At 66.1% G+C, this 16,578-nt stretch carries 15 protein-coding genes; 1 reads left to right on the plus strand and 14 read right to left on the minus strand.

The genetic code is table 11. The features are described from left to right. Genes ACEN9O_RS15685 through fliF form a run of 3 tightly spaced genes read right to left on the minus strand, consistent with a single transcriptional unit; the run spans window position 1 to window position 3,498 of the window. Window positions 1-756 (minus strand): flagellar assembly protein FliH, encoded by a 756-nt coding sequence (locus ACEN9O_RS15685; protein ID WP_495612809.1) that lies wholly within the window; start codon window positions 754-756, stop codon window positions 1-3. Beyond that, the gene (gene fliG / locus ACEN9O_RS15690; RefSeq protein WP_008451337.1) at window positions 756-1,754 is read right to left on the minus strand and encodes a flagellar motor switch protein FliG; all 999 of its coding nucleotides are present in this window, start codon (window positions 1,752-1,754) and stop codon (window positions 756-758) included. Before fliG ends, ACEN9O_RS15685 begins: the two co-directional genes overlap by 1 nt. Next, window positions 1,747-3,498, minus strand: a complete 1,752-nt coding sequence (gene fliF, locus ACEN9O_RS15695) for a flagellar basal-body MS-ring/collar protein FliF (protein WP_495612810.1) — start codon at window positions 3,496-3,498, stop codon at window positions 1,747-1,749. Before fliF ends, fliG begins: the two co-directional genes overlap by 8 nt. A 227-nt stretch (window positions 3,499-3,725) precedes the next feature. Here fliF and fliE point away from each other — a divergent pair, with 227 nt between their 5' ends. Continuing rightward, window positions 3,726-4,070, plus strand: a complete 345-nt coding sequence (gene fliE, locus ACEN9O_RS15700; protein ID WP_495612811.1) for a flagellar hook-basal body complex protein FliE — start codon at window positions 3,726-3,728, stop codon at window positions 4,068-4,070. Here the strand turns inward: fliE and ACEN9O_RS15705 are convergent. The 11 genes from ACEN9O_RS15705 to ACEN9O_RS15755 form a co-directional block, all read right to left on the minus strand. Further along, window positions 4,067-4,825, minus strand: coding sequence for a flagellar brake protein (locus ACEN9O_RS15705; RefSeq protein WP_495612812.1), 759 nt, complete (start codon window positions 4,823-4,825; stop codon window positions 4,067-4,069). The two genes, fliE and ACEN9O_RS15705, sit on opposite strands and share 4 nt — an antisense overlap. Before the next feature lie 14 nt (window positions 4,826-4,839). Further along, window positions 4,840-5,172: an EscU/YscU/HrcU family type III secretion system export apparatus switch protein gene (locus tag ACEN9O_RS15710; protein WP_495612813.1), complete on the minus strand. Its 333-nt coding sequence runs from the start codon at window positions 5,170-5,172 to the stop codon at window positions 4,840-4,842. Beyond that, window positions 5,169-6,842 carry a flagellar hook-length control protein FliK gene (gene fliK, locus ACEN9O_RS15715; protein WP_495612814.1) on the minus strand — a complete coding sequence of 558 codons (1,674 nt, stop codon included), beginning with the start codon at window positions 6,840-6,842 and terminating at the stop codon, window positions 5,169-5,171. Before fliK ends, ACEN9O_RS15710 begins: the two co-directional genes overlap by 4 nt. 14 nt (window positions 6,843-6,856) lie before the next feature. Beyond that, entirely contained in the window at window positions 6,857-7,186 is a 330-nt protein-coding gene (locus ACEN9O_RS15720) for a flagellar protein FliT (protein ID WP_495612815.1), read from the minus strand. Between the two features lie 3 nt (window positions 7,187-7,189). After that, window positions 7,190-7,624, minus strand: coding sequence for a flagellar export chaperone FliS (gene fliS, locus ACEN9O_RS15725; protein WP_495612816.1), 435 nt, complete (start codon window positions 7,622-7,624; stop codon window positions 7,190-7,192). 28 nt (window positions 7,625-7,652) lie between these two features. Further along, window positions 7,653-10,343 (minus strand): flagellar filament capping protein FliD, encoded by a 2,691-nt coding sequence (fliD, locus tag ACEN9O_RS15730; RefSeq protein ID WP_495612817.1) that lies wholly within the window; start codon window positions 10,341-10,343, stop codon window positions 7,653-7,655. A gap of 251 nt (window positions 10,344-10,594) precedes the next feature. After that, window positions 10,595-10,984 (minus strand): flagellar protein FlaG, encoded by a 390-nt coding sequence (locus tag ACEN9O_RS15735; protein ID WP_495612818.1) that lies wholly within the window; start codon window positions 10,982-10,984, stop codon window positions 10,595-10,597. 89 nt (window positions 10,985-11,073) lie between these two features. Continuing rightward, on the minus strand, window positions 11,074-12,684 hold the full coding sequence (locus ACEN9O_RS15740) for a flagellin N-terminal helical domain-containing protein (RefSeq protein WP_495612819.1): 1,611 nt from the start codon (window positions 12,682-12,684) through the stop codon (window positions 11,074-11,076). Window positions 12,685-12,983: 299 nt separating this feature from the next. Then, the gene (locus ACEN9O_RS15745) at window positions 12,984-14,555 is read right to left on the minus strand and encodes a GGDEF domain-containing protein (RefSeq protein WP_495612820.1); all 1,572 of its coding nucleotides are present in this window, start codon (window positions 14,553-14,555) and stop codon (window positions 12,984-12,986) included. 149 nt (window positions 14,556-14,704) lie between these two features. Further along, window positions 14,705-15,352: a response regulator gene (locus ACEN9O_RS15750; protein WP_495612821.1), complete on the minus strand. Its 648-nt coding sequence runs from the start codon at window positions 15,350-15,352 to the stop codon at window positions 14,705-14,707. A 20-nt stretch (window positions 15,353-15,372) separates the two neighbouring features. Further along, window positions 15,373-16,557 carry a sensor histidine kinase gene (locus tag ACEN9O_RS15755; RefSeq protein WP_495612822.1) on the minus strand — a complete coding sequence of 395 codons (1,185 nt, stop codon included), beginning with the start codon at window positions 16,555-16,557 and terminating at the stop codon, window positions 15,373-15,375. Between the last annotated feature and the right edge of the window lie 21 nt (window positions 16,558-16,578).

Genomic DNA, 16,578 nt, shown 5'->3' on the forward strand with positions numbered 1-16,578 from the left:
TCAGGCCAGCCAGTCCACTTCTTTGCCGAGCGCGTGGCTCAGGCGCTGCCAGCGCGCGGCGGCGGTGGCGTCGATCTGGTTGCTGGCGGTATCGACCTTGCAGCCGCCGCGGCCGATCTGCGGGTCCTCGACCACGCGCCAGCCGCCCTTGTCGAGCTCCTCGCCGATGCCGCCGCGCACCACGGCGGCGTCGTCCGGGTGCAGCACCAGCAGTGCCGGCTGCTGCAGCACCGGCAGGTATTCGATGGCCTCGCGCACGATCGGCAGGATCAGCTCGGGCTTGACCTGCAGCGCGTTCTTCAGCATGCCCTTGGCCAGTTGCAAGGCCAGTTCCAGCACGTCGTTGGCGATCAGCTGGTCGGCGTCCTGCAGGGAGTGGCTGAAGCTGGCCGCCAGGCTGCGCAGGTGTTCCAGCTCCTCGGCCGCGACCAGCTTGCCGGCCTCGATGGCGTCGGCGTGGCCGGCCGCATGGCCCTCGTCGTAGCCGTCCTTGCGGGCTTCCTCGCGGATCGCTTCCAGTTCCTCAACGGTGGGGTAGGCCATCGGCGGCGGCAGCGGCGGGCCCATTTCCAGCGCCTCCTGCTGCTCCTGCAGCGCCTCCTGCACGCGCTGCTCGGCGTCCAGCTGGGCCTGTTCGGCGTCGCGTTCGCGCTGTTCGGCTTCGCGCAGCGCGAGCACGCTGGGACGCTCGTCGCCAAACGAGGTCATCTCCCAGCGCTGGAACGCCGACTGCTGTTCTTTGGGTAACAGAGACATTAGACGAACGAATCCTCACCTTTGCCGCCAAGCACGATCTGGCCTTCGTCGGCCAGGCGGCGGACGATCTGCAGAATCTGCTTCTGCTGGGTTTCCACTTCGGACAGGCGCACCGGGCCTTTCGACTCCAGGTCCTCGCGCATCATTTCCGACGCACGGGCCGACATATTCTTGAAGATCTTGTCGCGCAGTTCCTGCGACGCGCCCTTCAAGGCGATGATCAGCATTTCCGACTGCACTTCGCGCAGCAGCAGCTGGATGCCGCGGTCGTCGATATCGATCAGGTTGTCGAACACGAACATCTCGTCCATGATCTTCTGCGCCATGTCGTTGTCGTAGTTCTTGATGTTGTCCATCACCGAGCCTTCCTGCTCGCCCGACATGAAGTTGAGGATCTCGGCCGCCGCGCGCACGCCGCCCAGCGACGATTTCTTGATGTTCTCGTTGCCCGACAGCAGCTTGGTCAGCACGTCGTTGAGCTCGCGCAGCGCGGCCGGCTGCACGCCATCCAGCGTGGCGATGCGCAGCACCACGTCGTTGCGCAGGCGGTCGGTGAAGTGGCCGAGGATCTCGCAGGCTTGGTCGCGCTCCAGGTGGACCAGGATGGTGGCGATGATCTGCGGGTGTTCGTTGCGGATCAGCTCGGCCACGGACTGCGAATCCATCCACTTCAGCGATTCGATGCCGGACGCGTCCTTGCCGCCCAAAATGCGCGACAGCAGCACCGAGGCCTTGTCGTCGCCCAGCGCCTTGGTCAGCACCTGGCGGATGTACTCGTCCGAGTCCAGGCCCACGGTGGAGGCGGCCGCGACCATGTCGCGGAAGTTGTCCAAGGTGCCCACCACTTCCTCGTGGGGCACGTTCTTCATGGTCGCCATGGCGGCGCCCAGCTTGAGCACTTCGCGCGGGCCGAGGAACTTCATCACCTCGGCGGCCTCGCTCTCGCCCATGGCCAGCATCAGGATGGCGGCCTTTTGCAGTCCGGTATTCTCAGTCATTTGCGCCTATCCATTCTTTGATCACGTTGGCAACGATGCGCGGATCCTCGGTGGCCAGTTTCTTGGCCATGGCCAGGTTTTCGCGGTAAGAGCGCACGGTGTTTTCTTCCATCTTGCGCAGTTCTTCTTCGGCGATGAGGGCCTCGTCCGGGCCTTCCTCGACCACTTCCTCCGGCTCTTCCGGCTCCGGCTCCGGCGCGTTGATCTCGTCGATCTTCTTGAACACCGGACGCATCATCGGCTTGACGATGCGCAGCACGATGTACAGCAGGATCAGCGCGGTGATCAGGAACTTCGCCAGGTCCTTGGCCATCGGCAAGTTGGCCGGATCGCGCCACCATTCCGGCGGCGGTTCGAACGGCTTGTCGACGCCGTCGAACGGCGAATTGGCCACGCTGACGGCGTCGCCGCGGTCCTGGTTGTAGCCCATGGCCTGCTTGACCAGGTCGTTGATCTTGACCATCTCTTCTGGAGTATAGGCCTTGATGGTGACTTTGCCATCCTTGCCGATGATGCGCTTGTAGTTGACCACCACCGCCACCGTCAGGCGGCGCAGGCCGCCCATGCCGCGCTGCTCGTAGCGCACGGTCTTGTCGACTTCGTAGTTGGTGGTCGATTCCTTGTGGCTCGGGCCGGTGGCCGTGGTGTTGGCGGCCGCGCCCGGCGGCGTGCCCGGCGCCGGCGCGGTGCCGGTCGGCGAGCCGGCGGTCTGGGTCAGCGGCGCGGTGGCCGTGCCCGGCGGCTGGTTCGACAGCGCGCCCGGAATGCCGCCCGGATTGGTGCTGCCGTTGTTGCCGTTGGTCTCGCTGCTCTGCTGGCTGCGGATGGCCGAGGCGGCCGGCGGCGAGTTCGGTTTGTAGGTTTCGGCGGCCTGCTCGATCTGGGCGAAGTCGACGTCGGCGGTGGCCTCGGCGCGCACATTGCCTTCGCCGACGATGGGGATGATGATCGATTCGACCTGCTTGATGACTTGCAGCTGCATGTCCTTGACATACTTGAGCTGGGTCTCGTCCATGTTCTTGGCGTTGAGGCCGGCGTTGCCGTTCTTGCTCTGGTCGGAGATCAGGTTGCCGGCCTGGTCGATCACGCTGACGTTGGCCGGCAGCAGTTCCGGCACGCTGGAGGCGACCAGGTGCACGATGGCGGCGGTCTGGGACGGATCGAGCTGGCGGTTGGGGTGCAGGGTGACGATCACCGAGGCGGTCGGCTTCTGCTGGTCGCGCACGAACACGGACGGTTTCGGCAGCGCCAGGTGGACGCGGGCGTTCTCGATCGCCGCCAGCGACTGGATCGAGCGCGCCAGCTCGCCTTCCAGCGCGCGCTGGTAGTTGACCTGTTCGAGGAACTGGGACACGCCCAGCTTCTGGTTCTCCATCAGCTCGAAGCCGACGTTGCCGCCCTTGGGCAAGCCCTGGGCCGCCAGTTTCAGGCGGATGTCGTGCACCTGGTCGGTCGGCACCAGGATGGCGGTGCCGTTCTCGGAAAACTTGTGCTTGACGTTGAGCTTGTCCAGTTCGGCCGTGATGGCGCCGCCGTCGCGGTCGGTGAAGTTGGAGAACAGCACGCCGTATTCGGGCGGCTTGTTCCACAGCCACAGGCCGAGCAGGATGGCGGCGATGGCCGCCGCGCCGGCCGCGCGCAGGAAGTTGCGGCCCATCGGCGTCTGGATAAAGGGCAGCTTCTCGACATCGTCATCCGCGGCGTCGGCTGCTGTGTCGTTGTCGATGGGTTCGGCTACGGCCATGATGGTTGGTTTCCGGTGCGAGGTTCTAGAGAGGATGAGCCATTATTGCCTGATCGCGGGCAAATCAATCGGCCAAACAGAGCGCCGTTTACGGTCCTGCTCGGCCATGGGTGCTGGCCTTGCCCTTGGTATTCTGGCAGCACTGATAGAGCCGTGCCGTATTGTAACGCCGCGCTCGGTGATGTCGTGGGAATTTGTTCCACGGCAGCAACAAGATGGAGTGTGAGATGAAAACAGGTGGAATTGACGGTAGCCAGATCCAGGCCATGATCGCCCAGTTGAAGGCGCACGCCACGCGTCCGGGGCTGACGCCGCCGGTGATCAAGACCGAGCCGGCGCCGGCGGCCAAGGTGGAGTTTTCCGACGCGCTGAAAAACGCGCTGGACGGCGTCAACGCCAGCCAGGTGCAGGCCGACGACATGGGCAAGAAATTCGCGATGGGCGACGACAGCGTCAACCTGTCGGACATGATGATCTCGATGCAGAAGGCCAGCATCAACTTCCAGGCCACGATCCAGGTGCGCAACAAGCTGGTGTCGGCCTACCACGACATCATGAACATGCAAGTTTAGATCAGGCCGGCGATGCGGGCGTTGCGTTCGCGTTCCAGCTTGGTGATGTAGCGCTGCACGTAGGACAGCATGCCGCGCGAGATGTTGACGAACTCGCAGCCGAGGCGGCGGTTGGTCTTGTTGTTGAGCAGTGTCAGGTCCAGCGAGTTGCGGATCTGTAGCGAGGTCGCCACCTGGCCCACTTCCGGCAGGTCGATCTTGCAATCGAGGTAGTTGCGGCCGATGGCGTCGCCCAGGATCATCTTGTTGTCCAGGATGGCGATGCCGCCGCAGCTGATGTCGGCCAGCGGGAAGGTGGTGCTGCCGCCCATTTCCTCCGGCAGCGGAATCAGCACCCGCACCGGATTGGTTACCGGCGTCGCGATGCGGTAGTACTCGCGCCGCTGCAGGCGGATCAGCGTCGGCGGCACGACGATCTTGAACGCCGGGCTGCCTTCGAAGGTCGTGGTCTCGATGCGGTCGGCCGCAAACAGGATGCGCACCTTGTCCAGCGTGGTCTCGAACGACAGCCGGCGCGAGGCCAGGATGCGCTTGTTCTGCTCGCGGTCGATGGAACAATCCAGGTAGACGCTGTTGTGCTGCTCGTCCACTTCCAGGATCGAGGTGACGCAGACGTCGGCCTCGCCGTGGATCAGCATGCGGATCAACTGATTTTTTTCGCCGATACCGCGCAGCAAGGAGATGATCTCCTTGCGTGATTCGACTTCAAAATCGTGCCAGTTTTCCAATTCCGCATCCTGAAAGTGTGGGTACATCGTTGCCGTTCGCGTCAAATTTCTGTAAGGGGAATGCTGGTGTCCGGCGCGGCTGGAAGCGGCAATCCAGACTTTTGCGCTGATTCAATATGATATAGCCACGCTAATAGTTCCGCAATCGTCCTATAGAGCGCCGGCGGAATTTGTTGATCTAAGTCTACATCCATGAGCAGAGAGACAAGTTCCTTGGACTCGTGGATGAACACGCCGGCCTCCAGCGCGACGCTGATGATCTGCTCGGCCACCAGCCCGCGGCCCTTGGCGACCACCTTGGGCGCCGGGGCGCCGTTCTCGTAGGTGAGGGCCACCGCCTGCTGCAGCGGACGGCGCGGCAGGTCGGCGGTCATGGCGACTCCTGGGCGATGGTCAGCGAGGACAGCGGGGTGCCGGCCGCCTCCATCGCCTGCTCCAGCTGGCTGGCGTAGGCGCGCAGGGTGTCGGCGGTGTCGCCGTCGTCGGCTTGCACCTGGATATGCACCTGGCCGCCGACCAGCGTCACCGCCGCCGACACCGCGCCCAGCATCGGGAAGCGGAAGCGCACGCCGCTGCGCCAGATCTGCTCGGGCGCCCCCTCGGCGCCGTCCTTGCCGTCGTCCTGGCGGCCCTCGCGCTGTTCGCGGCGAATCTCCCACTGCATGGGTTGCCCCGGCCACGCTTCGCCGTTCCATTGCACCCGGCCTTGCTCGTGGGTGTGCAGTTGCTGGTTGATCAGTTGCGCCGCGCTCAGGTCGGGACCGTTGGCGGCGGCGCGGGCTGCGCTCTCGCCGCTTTGCAGCATGCGCTGCATCTGCGGCTCGCGCATCAGCTCGGGCAGGGTGCGCTCGCCCTTGGCCCATTCGGTGACGTGCGATTCGTAGAACAGGCCGCTTTGCGAGATGGTGTCCTGCAGTTTCTGCGCCAGCTGGTCGGTGACCGGCGCGGCGTTGCCAAACAGCGCGCTCTTGCCGACCAGCGCCAGTTGCGCACCGGTGCCGCCCTGCGCCGTGCTGAGGACGCTGGTCAGCACGCGGGCCGTGTTGCTCAGCGTGGCTTGCGGCGTGGCGGGGTCGAGGTCGGGCAATTCGTTGGATGGCGTCAGCGGGGCCTTGCCGAGCAAGGTGGCGGCCAGGCTGTGCGGTTTGACGGCGTCGGCCGGGACCGCGCCGCCGGACGTTTGCGCGGCGCCTGCGGCGCCAGGCTGAGGGGCTGCGCTGGCGCCGGCAGCGGCATTGGCCTTGGCACCGGCACCGGCGGCGCCGGCAGCAGTACCGGCAGCAGCGGCTGGCGTGGCGACCGCGCCTGGCGCCGCCGTGGCGGGCGTCGCCGCGCTGGCGGCGCTCGCCGGCGTGTTGGCGGGACGGCCTGCCGTTGTGGCTGGGTTCTCGGCGGCTTCAGCGGCCGCAGCGGCGGCACCCGCACCCGCACCTGCTCCTGCTCCTGTTGCTGTCGCTCCGGCCGCCGTTTGCGCGGCGCCCGTCGCCGGCGCCGCGCCTGCCGGTGTTGCGGCCGCCGCTGGCGTTCCCGGCTTGGGCTGGCCGGGCAGGCCATCGACTTCGGCCGGCGGGCCCGCTTCAGCGGCGGCCGCGCCGGGCGTGGCCGCTTGCCCCGGCGTGGCGGCGCCAGCCGGTGGGCGGGACGTGGCCGGCAGTGTGGCCGGCGCGTCCTGCGAGGGCAGGGTGGGCGAGTACAGGCCGTCGCCGGCCTCGGCCGGTTCGCTGTAGACCAGCGTGGCCGAACTGCCGGGACTGCCATTGCCGAGCTGGAAAGTGGGGCGGGGATTGGCGCTCAGCACGGTCAGCGGCACCTCGGCGCCGACCTGCACCTCCGGCGGCAGCATCATGCGCACCGCGTTGTCGGCCACCTTGACCAGGAAGCTGCCGTCGTTGAATTTGGACATCACCTCGGCCGTGACCGATTGTCCGACCAGGCTTTGCAGCGCACGCTGGAACGCCGCCTGACGGCCGTCGCCGACCGGCGCGACACCGCCGACATCGGCCGCCGGAGCGACCGGCAGGATGGTGACAACCGGCGGCAGCATGGCGCGCCCCTGCTTTAGACGCTGCCGTAGGCGCTAATCACGCGCCGTTCAGTGCCGGTGGAGTTGATCAGTTTGGACAGTTGCGCCATCCACGGCATGGTCAGGTCGCGGATCTGGCGGTCGGCGTTGAGCATCTGGCGGATCAGGCTGATCTTGCGCTCGCGGTCGGCGCCCTGCATCGGCTGGGCCGGCTCCTGTTCGCGCAGCGCCTGCACGTGGGCGGCGCAGCGCTGTTCGAGCAGCACCAGCTGGTCCCAGTCGCTGCTGGTGGCGGCTTGCACCATCTGTTCGGTCAGCTCGGCCATGGCGGCGTACACGGATAAAATATCTTGACTCGTCATCATGGATCAGGCGCTCGCGAGATTGGTGGGGCGGATGCCGGTGGCGGCAGGGGTGTCGGCGATCGCATTCCAGGCGTCGCGCAACTCGGTCAGCAGGCGCTGCACTTCCTCCAGGATCGCTGGATCGTTGTTCAGGTTGGCCGTCAGCAGGCGCGCGCTCATGTATTCGTACAGCGCGTCCAGGCCCTCGGCGATGTCGCCGCCGGCCTTCTTGTCGAGCGCGGCGCGCAGGCCGCTGTCGATGATCATGATCGCCTTGGAGATCGACTTGCCTTTCTCGCCGATATCGCCATTGCGCATGCCGTTGAGCGCGCTGCTCAGCGCCACCAGGGCGCCGTCGAACAACATGACGATCAGCTTGTGGGGACTGGCGGCCACCACGCCGGTTTCCATACCGACCTTGGCATAGGCATGCACGCCAGTTTGTCGCGATCCGAACATACTCTGTCTCCTGTTAAAGCGTCAGCGGCTATTGCTTGGCAAGCGCCGCGAACTGTTGCGTCAAGAATGACGCGGTGGTATTCATGCTGGCGATCGAGGTGTCGAGTGCCGTGTATTGCGCGCGGTAGCGCGCTTCGATATCGGTCAGGCGGGCGGCGAAGGCGTCGCGCTGCTTGCCGATATCCTTGACTGTGTTGTTCAGGCCGGTGGTGCGGCTGGTGATCGCGCCCTGGGCGCCCAGGTAGCCCGCCGCCAGCGAGTTGAGCTGGTAGGCGTAGCCCTGGGAGAAGCCAAAACTGCCGCGCGAGCCGGTGGTGTCGCCGGTGATCGTGAGCTTCAGCCCGTCGACCGGCGCGCCGGGCGAGCCGGTCAGGGTCTGGCCGCTGCCGCTGGCGGTGTAGCCGCCGATGGTGCCGGCCACGTCCAGGCCGTCAACCGAGGCGCCGGCGCCGAAGGCGGCCGAGATGTCGGTGCCGGTCGCGGTGGCGATATGGATGTTCGACTTGGCGCCGTAGCTGGTGGACGCCAGCTTGAGCTTGCCGTCGTCGCCGATGGTGGCGGTGACGGTGGCGCCGGCGTTGGCAAACGCGCTCACGCCGTTGATCGACGATTGCAGCAGCGTGGCCAGCTGGCTGGGATTGTAGCTGCCGGCCGGCAGCGAAATGGTGGCGGTGTTGGCCAGCGTGGCCGGCTTGGTGTCGTTCAGCGTCACGGTCCAGGTGGTGTCGGTGTCGATCACGGTTTCGGCCGGCAGCACGGCGGTGCCCTGCAGCGTGCCCTGGGTGGCCAGCTGGGTGATGTTGATGGCGTAGTCGCCGGCCTGGGAGTTGCTGCCCGAGCTGACGAACTTGACGTCCGGATCGCTGCCATGGCCGACCGCCGCGAACAGGCCGGCGATGTCGTTGAAGTTGTTGGTGACGGCCTTTTGCAGCTTGGCGTTGTCCAGGCTCAGCGTGCCATCCTTCTGGAACGAGATGCCGATCTGCGACAGATTGGTCAGGCTGGTGCCCTGCAAGCCGGTGATCGAGGTGCCCAGCTGGCGGCGGATCGACGCCTGCAGGTTGCGCAGCGTGCTGTCGCCCAGCAGCGGGCCGCCGGTCTTGGTGTCCGGATCGTAGGCGCCCAGCTGCGCGATCTGGCCGCTCAAATCGTTGTAGGCCTTGACGAAGCCGTTGACCGAGTTGGTCAGGGAACCGCTGTCCTTGCTCACCGACAGCGACGAACTGCCGACCTTGAGGGCGTTGATGCTGATGCCGCTGATGGCGCCGTTGATGCCGGTGCTGGGACTGGTGACGGCGATGCCGTTGACGGTGGCCAGCGTGTCGGCCGCGGCCGCCTTCTGGCTCAGGTTCTGGACGCCGCCCGGGTCGTAACCCAGCAGGGCAACCAGCGCGTCGTCCGGCGGATTGCCGCCGGAGCCGGCCAGGGTGATCTTCATGGTCGAGCTGGCGCCGGTCGCCGACGAGGTCAGGATCAGGTGGTTCGGGGTGGCGTTGGTGCCGGTCGAGCCGTCCGAGACGATGCTGGCGGTGACGCCGAAGTTGCCCTTGTTGATCGCCGCCACGATGCCCTGCAGCGTATTGTTGGAGCTGTCGATGACGATGTTGCCGCTGGTGCGGCTGGCGTCGGCCGCGAAGCTGGCGCCCAGATAGGCGCCGCCGACGCCGGCGGTGAAGCCCGCCTTGGCGGGGTCGGTGCCGCCCACCGTGATCGGGCTGCCGTCCGCCGACACCAGGGTGATCGACCCCACGGCCGTGGTGCTGGAACCGATGTTGGCCGTGCCGCTGTTGCCGATGCCGCCGGTGACAGTGCCGTCGACCGCCTCGGCGATGGCGATGTTGCTGCCGTCCGCGTTGAAAAATTGCAGGTCGCCGCCGGCGGCCGTGCCGGTGACGGTGATGTTGGCGTCGGCCAGCGCGCGCCCGACGGCGGTGGTGGGCGCCAGGGCCGCGTCAAGCGAGGCGGCGGTGACGCCACCGGCGGCGCCGGCGGCCACGCCGGTGGCCTGGGCGGCGATTTCCACGCCGCCCACCGTCAGTTTGTAGGTGCCGCCGCCGCTGGTGTCGACCTCGCCGAAGCTGGAGACGCCGGCGGCGCCGAACAGGGTGGCGCTGGTGGCGGTGGCGGCGGCCTTGGCCGACACGCCGGTGGTGGTGCTCTTGGCGTTGATGGCGTCGGCCAGCAGGCGCGCGCTGCGGGTGGAGCCGTCGGTGGCGATGGCGGTGCCGTTGACGCTGAGCGAACCCGGCGACAGGCCGCCGCTCGACAGGCTGGCGCCCAGCTGGGTGCCGGCGATGCCGAAGGTGCCGCCGCTGGTGGTGCCGAGCGAGAAATTGATGGTGGTCTTGGCGCCCAGGCCGATGGCGGCCGTGGTGCTCTTCTGGCCAGCCGCGGCCAGCGTTTGCGCCTGCGCGATCTGGCTGATGTTGATGCGGTAGTTGCCCGGCTGCGCGGTGCTGCTGGCGGTGGCGGTGATCACGGTGTTGTCGCTGGGCGAGCTGACCAGGGTCTGGAAGCTGTTGACCGAGGTCAGGCCGGCCAGCGCGCTCTGGAACGAGCCCAGCGCGCCGGACAGATTGCCGAACGCGGACACCTGCGCCAGATAACTGGCCGACTTCTTGTCGAAGTCGGCCAGCGGCGCGGACTCGACCGACATCAGCTTGCTGACGATGGAGTCGACCGGGATGTTCGAGCCGATGCCTGGTGAAGAGATGCCCACGTTGTGCTCCTGAGTAAAGCAATAATATAAGACAATATCGGCAGAATCAAACCGGACTTGAGAGGGGAAAATACCTGCCAGTTCAGGCAAAGCTGAAAAAAACGGCAGCGCGCGGCGGCGCAGGGGCGTGGCGGGGCGGGGCGGCGGCCTGGCGTCGCAACCGGCGGGGGCCGTCGGATCCGCGGCGGTGGCACTCCTGCCTGCAGGATGCCATGAAGACAGAAAAAGCGGCGCGCGCGAGCGCGGCCGCTTCAGGCGGTTTGCTGGATCAGCAAGCCGGAGGTGCCGGATTTCGATTCCAGCGATTTGGCGATTTCCAGCGCTTCGGGCGAGGGAATCTGGCGCAGCACTTCCTTGGTGGTCTGGTCGATTACTTTCACCACGGTCCGCTTGGTGTCGGTGTCGACCGAGAATTCCAGGCCTTGCGACTTGGCCTGCGCCGACTTGTTCAGCTGCGACACGGCCTGGTTGACCTGATCCAGCGTCGGCACGTTGGCCGGGCCTTTGACGGCGGCCGCGGTTTCGACTGCCGTGGCCGGCGCGCGCGCTGCGCCCTGAACAGCGACCTCGCCGCCGGCGGCGCTGGCCGGGCGGTCTGCTGGGCGGGCCTGAGGGGCCGAGCCGATGGTATCGATAGTCATGATGCTTCCTTTGTGAAAAATCCCCGGCTGAATAAATCAGCCGGGGAACCTAGTCAGAGCGACCTTGGCGGTCAACCCCTCCCCGGATTTTAGCCACGCAGCAGGGACAACACGCCGTTCGGCAGCGAGTTGGCCTGGGCCAGGATGGCGGTACCAGCTTGTTGCAGGATCTGGCCGCGGGTCAGGTTGGCCGTTTCCGACGCGAAGTCGGTATCTTGAATCCGGCTACGCGAGGCCGACAGGTTCTCGGTCGCGGTATTCAGGTTCGAGATGGTCGAGGCGAAACGGTTTTGAATCGCACCCAGTGCCGCGCGGTTGCTGTTGATCTGGTTCAGGGCCGAGTCGATGGTCTTCAGCGCGGCGTTGGAACCGCTCACGGTGCTGACGTCGAGCTTGGACACCGATTGCAGCGAGCTGGCCTGGGTGGCAGCGACGATGGCGGTGCCGGTGCTGCTGATCGAGAAGCCGTTGTCCGACGTGAAGTCCAGGTGGCCGCCAACGGTGATGCTGGAGCCGGCGCCGGCCGTGATGACCGGGGTGGCGCCCGAGTTGTCGACGGTGTCGGCGGTGCCGCCGGCGCCGAAGGTCACGCCGGTGGCGAGCACGGCGGCGGTGGTGCCCGACGCTGGTTTGTCGGCGCCGCGCAGGAAGGCGCTGGCCAGGCCGTCATCGGCAGCCGTGTTGGTGTTCTGGATCTGGATGTCGTCGCCGTTGGCGTCGCTCAGGGCGATTTCCTTGGCGGTGCCGGCCGAGTTGGTCTTGATGGTGGCGCTGATGCCGGTCGTGCCGCTCTGGGCGTTGATGGCCTGTGCCAGCGAGGACACGTCGCCGCCCTTGACCTGGGCCGCGATGGTGACCGCGCTCGATTCCTTGTCGTTGGCCACCGAGTTGGTGCCGCGCAGGGTGAACTGGTAGGAGCCGTCCTTCAGGCCGTTGGTCGGGGCGGCCGGATCGGAGCCCGACAGGGTGGCGCTGGTGACGGCCGAGGCCTTCACGCCGCTGGTGCCGGACTGGCTGTTGACGGCCGCGGCGATGGTCTTGGCGCTGTCGCTGGTCTTGACCGCGACGTTGGTGGTCACGCCGGCGCCCGAGCTCAGGGTCAGGGTTTCGTCGGCGGCGATGTTGTTCTTGTTGCCGGCGACCGCTTCGGACACGCGGGTGCCGCCGTAGGCCGAGGTGGCGGTGTTGTTGCCCAGGTCGGTGGCCTTGGCCGAGCCGACGCCGATATTGATGGTCTGGCCGGAGTTGGCGCCGACCTGGAACTGGGCCGAGGTCAGCGAACCGTCCAGCACGTTCTGGCCGTTGAACTGGGTGGTGTTGGCCACGCGGTCCAGCTCGTTCGACAGGGCCGAGACCTCGCCCTGGATCGACTTGCGGTCGGAATCGGAGTTGGTGCCGTTGGCGGACTGGACTGCCAGTTCGCGGATACGCTGCAGCAGATCGCCTGCGGTGCTCAAGCCACCCTCGGCCGTTTGCGCCAGCGAGATGCCGTCGTTGGCGTTACGTGCTGCCTGGGTATTGCCGCGAATTTGCGAGGTGAAGCGCTCGGAAATCGCCAGGCCGGCGGCGTCGTCTTTTGCGCTGTTGATGCGCAGACCGGAAGACAGGCGTTGCAGGGAAGTCGACAGCGAGGCTTGCGACGTGGTCAGGTTACGTTGCGAATTCAGCGATGCAATATTAGTGTTAATGACTTGTGCCATGATGTTTCTCCAGACTTAATACTTCGATTCGGCGATATGCTCAGTTCCCATTGGTCTGTCTCCACATTCCGAGACAATCAAACCGCTGTTGTAATCGGTAACGGTTGCCCAGTGGGAAAATTAAGGGCTAAAAAGGCGGGAAATTTTCTCTGGCGGGCCTAAAGTTCAACATCCATGCCCGTTTAAACGACAGCGATCGCGGAATCTTTAGGGCAAAAATAATTATATTTCAGCCTTGTTTTTGGGCAAAAAAAAGCCCGGCGGGCGCCGGGCTGTAAGCAAACTGACAATAAAACCGCTTATTCCGCCACCACCACCCGGTTCTTGCCGGTCTGCTTGGCGGTGTACATGGCCTTGTCGGCGCGCTTGACCAGTTCGGTCTGATCCTCGTTGGGACGGCGCAGCGCCACCCCGGCCGAGAAGGTGATCAGCACTTTCTCGTTATCGTGCAGGAAGAAGTGCTTGGTCAGCTCGCGCTGCAGCCGGGTCATGGTGCTCGAGGCCGCCTCGACCGAGGTCTCCGGCATCAGGATCAGGAATTCCTCGCCGCCGAAGCGGGCGATCACGTCCATCGAGCGCAGCGTGTCCTTGACGATCTTGACCAGGTGCTTCAGGGCGGCGTCGCCGGCGATGTGGCCGTAGGTGTCGTTGAGCTTTTTGAAGTCGTCCAGGTCGAGGATGGCGATGCACAGCGGCGTGCCGCGGCGGTCGGCGCGCGCGGTCTCGCGCTCGAACACGTCGTCCAGGCCGCGGCGGTTGAGGCTGCCGGTCAGCTGGTCTTCGCGCACCAGCTCGCTCAAATGCTGCAGCTTGGCCTCCAGCGCGTGGATGCGGTTCTCGGCGTCCTGCACCTCCTGGCGCGCCAGCACCATCTTGTCGCGCGCCTTGAGGGCCTCGCTCTGCACCAGCCGGGTCTCCTTGAGCACCTCGTCGAGGATGTTGTTGAGCTCGGCGATATTGTCGGCCTTGCTGATCTTTTCCGAATAGCCGCCGATCTTCTCGTGGAAGTCGCCGGTCGAGGCCGCCACCTGGCCGAGGCGGTCGATAAAGGTCATCATCATGTTCTTGACGGTGAGCTTGACGTCCGACAGGCTGTGCTTGAGCTGGCCCTGCTTGTAGATCACTTCCTTCAGGCTGCGCGTGGCCTCCTCCAGCGCGCGCACGTCGATCGGGCCGGTGATCAGGTTCTGCACCGACTCGATCTGGCCGCGCAGCCAGCTGTCGTCGTCGAGCAGCTCGCTGACGTTCTCCAGCAGCAGCTTGAACAGGCGCAGCAGCAGCTCCTGCTGCTCGCCGCTGTCGCCGCCGCGCAGCTCGATCTGGTAGCACAGCTGCTTCAGGCGCACGGCGATCTCGGCCAGCGCCTCCTCGCTGTGGGCCAGCTTGGTGGCCGCGCCCAGCGATTCGGCCTCGGCCACCAGCACCGGCGCGCCCGACAGCAGCGAGGCCACGGCGAAGGTCAGCGTGCGGCTCAGCAGGTCGCGCAGGGTGCGGCTCTGCTCGTCCTCCAGGCCGGCCACCTCGATGCCGCCCTTGCGGCTGACGAAGTGCTTCTCCACCAGCTGCGACAGCGCCTTGGCATAGCCCTCCCAGTCGCGCGACTTGACGGCGCGGTTGAAGCGGCGGCCGAAGTCGGCCAGGTCGCCGGTGTTTTCGGTCAGGCGGGTGGCGAACTGGCTGAGCACGGATTCCGGGCCGGGGTCGACCGCGCCGATGGGGGCGGCGGGCGGCGTGGGAACGCCGGCGATTTCGTTGTAGATGTCGCGGTAGGCTTCCGGGGTCGGCGCGATGCGGCGCACGGCCAGGCGCTTGAACGCCTCGCGCGCGATGTCGGCCGGATTCTGCTCGGGAGGGGAGGATTTGCTGGACATCAGATACTGCCTCTTAAAGGTTTGTTCATTAAACCATAATAAGTGCGAGTCCCGGTCGGCATAGCTTGAATAAAAGGCCGGAAGGCATCTTTCATTAGGGCATCAAGCGTAGGCAGAGCGGCAAGCGCGCGGCCGTGGCGGATGACCGGCTATTCTATCAGCTGGTTTTTGATGGCGTAATGGGTCAGTTCCGCGCTGTTTTTCAGCTTCATCTTGACCAGCAGCCGGGCCCGGTACTCGCTGACGGTCTTGACCGACAGCGACAGTTCCTTGGCGATCATGCCCACCGTCTTGCCGGAGGCGATCATGGTCAGGGTCTGGTATTCGCGGTCGGACAGGGTGTCGTGCGGCGGCGCCTCGTGGTCCTCGCCGACGTGGTTGGCCAGCTCCTGCGCCAGCGCCGCGCTGATGTACTTGAGGCCGCCGGCCACCTGGCGGATCGCCGTCACCAGCTCGCGCGGCGCGCTCTGCTTGGTCAGGTAGCCGGCCGCGCCGGCCTTGAGCGAGCGGATCGCATACTGGTCCTCGCGGTGCATGGACAGCATCAGCACCGCCAGCTCCGGTTTTTCCTTCTTGATCTGCTTGAGCACCTCGATGCCGCTGCGGTCCGGCATCGAGATGTCGAGCAGCATGACCTGGCAGTCCGACTTGCGGAACAGCTTGATGGCGTCCAGGCCGTTCTCGGCCTCGCCGGCCACGACGATGTCGCGCGTCTCGGCCAGGATTTGTTTCAAGCCTTCCCGCACGATGGCGTGGTCGTCGGCAATGAAGACCTTGATGATGGCTTTTTCTGACATGTGACTCTCTCAATCTTTTTCTATTTCACAGCAGAAATGTTTTCAGCCGCTATTGTAGCGCCGGCGGCGGCCGCGATGAGGGCCGCGCGCTCGGTTTCGCGCTTAATTTTGATCGACACCACGGTGCCGCCGCCGGCCGCGTGGCTCAGCGCCAACGTGCCGCCCAGCGCGCGCGCGCGTTCGGCCATGCCGCGCAGGCCGAACGAGGCCGGCTTGGCGCGGTCGGCCTGGCGGATGCCGCTGCCGTTGTCGCCGATCTTCAGGCGGATGTGGTGGCGCAGCCGCGCCAGCTTGACGCTGACCCGGGTGGCGCCAGCGTGCTTGGCGATATTGGTCAGCGCCTCCTGGGCGATGCGGAACAGGGCGGTGGCCTGCTCGTTGTCGAGCTCGATCTCGCGCTGGTTGGCGGCGAAGCTGCAGGCGATGCCGGTCTGCTTCTCGAATTCCTTGACCAGCCATTCCAGCGCCGCCGCTAGGCCCAGGTCCAGCAGCGCCGGGCGCAGGTCCAGCGAAATGCGGTGCACGGCGTCGATGGTGCGGTCGACCAGGGCGTCGACGTAGTCGGTCTTTTCGCGCAGCGCCGGGTAGTCGCCCACCTCGTCCAGGCGCGCGGCCAGCATGGCGAGCGCCATCTTGATCGCCGTCAGGTTGCCGCCCAGCTCGTCGTGGATCTCGCGCGCGATGCGGGTGCGCTCTTGCTCCTTGACGCGCTCGGCGTGCGCGCTCAGCTCGGCCAGGCGGGCGCGCGAATGGCGCACCTCCAGCTGCTCCTGCTTGCTTTCGGTGATGTTGGTCATGATGCCGTCCCAGCGCACCGCGCCGTCGGCCAGTGCGTGCGGCGTGCAGCGCAGGTTGATCCACTTGACGTCCTTCCAGGCGTCGACCCAGATCCGGCCCTCCCAGTTCCAGCTCCACAGCGCGGCCGCCGAGGCCTGCATGGCGTCCAGGTAGGACTTGCGGTCGTCGGACAGGATCAGCTCGAGGAAGCGGGCGGGGTGTTCGCTCAGCTCGGCCGCCGTCAGGCCCAGCAGCGCCTGGCAGCCGTCGCTCAGGTAGGGGAAGGAGACGCTGCCGTCGGCGTGCAGCACGAACTGGTAGACCAGGCCGGGCGTGTTGGAGACGATGGCGTCGAAGCGCGCGCGCACCTGTTCCAGCTCGTCGGCCAGGGCCGCGCTGTCGGGAGGGGGGAGGGGGGCTGCGCTCATGGTAATGATCTAAATAGTATG

This window comes from Duganella sp. Dugasp78, assembly GCF_059491455.1.

Bases quoted from the DNA above. Each gene is read 5' to 3' on its own strand.
- ACEN9O_RS15750 (WP_495612821.1), bottom strand. From the start codon at position 15,352: ATGTCAGAAAAAGCCATCATCAAGGTCTTCATTGCCGACGACCACGCC.
- fliE (WP_495612811.1), top strand. From the start codon at position 3,726: ATGAAAACAGGTGGAATTGACGGTAGCCAGATCCAGGCCATGATCGCC.
- fliS (WP_495612816.1), bottom strand. From the start codon at position 7,624: ATGTTCGGATCGCGACAAACTGGCGTGCATGCCTATGCCAAGGTCGGT.
- ACEN9O_RS15710 (WP_495612813.1), bottom strand. From the start codon at position 5,172: ATGACCGCCGACCTGCCGCGCCGTCCGCTGCAGCAGGCGGTGGCCCTC.
- ACEN9O_RS15755 (WP_495612822.1), bottom strand. From the start codon at position 16,557: ATGAGCGCAGCCCCCCTCCCCCCTCCCGACAGCGCGGCCCTGGCCGAC.
- fliF (WP_495612810.1), bottom strand. From the start codon at position 3,498: ATGGCCGTAGCCGAACCCATCGACAACGACACAGCAGCCGACGCCGCG.
- fliG (WP_008451337.1), bottom strand. From the start codon at position 1,754: ATGACTGAGAATACCGGACTGCAAAAGGCCGCCATCCTGATGCTGGCC.
- fliK (WP_495612814.1), bottom strand. From the start codon at position 6,842: ATGCTGCCGCCGGTTGTCACCATCCTGCCGGTCGCTCCGGCGGCCGAT.
- ACEN9O_RS15720 (WP_495612815.1), bottom strand. From the start codon at position 7,186: ATGATGACGAGTCAAGATATTTTATCCGTGTACGCCGCCATGGCCGAG.
- ACEN9O_RS15740 (WP_495612819.1), bottom strand. From the start codon at position 12,684: ATGGCACAAGTCATTAACACTAATATTGCATCGCTGAATTCGCAACGT.
- ACEN9O_RS15685 (WP_495612809.1), bottom strand. From the start codon at position 756: ATGTCTCTGTTACCCAAAGAACAGCAGTCGGCGTTCCAGCGCTGGGAG.
- ACEN9O_RS15705 (WP_495612812.1), bottom strand. From the start codon at position 4,825: ATGTACCCACACTTTCAGGATGCGGAATTGGAAAACTGGCACGATTTT.
- ACEN9O_RS15745 (WP_495612820.1), bottom strand. From the start codon at position 14,555: ATGTCCAGCAAATCCTCCCCTCCCGAGCAGAATCCGGCCGACATCGCG.
- ACEN9O_RS15735 (WP_495612818.1), bottom strand. From the start codon at position 10,984: ATGACTATCGATACCATCGGCTCGGCCCCTCAGGCCCGCCCAGCAGAC.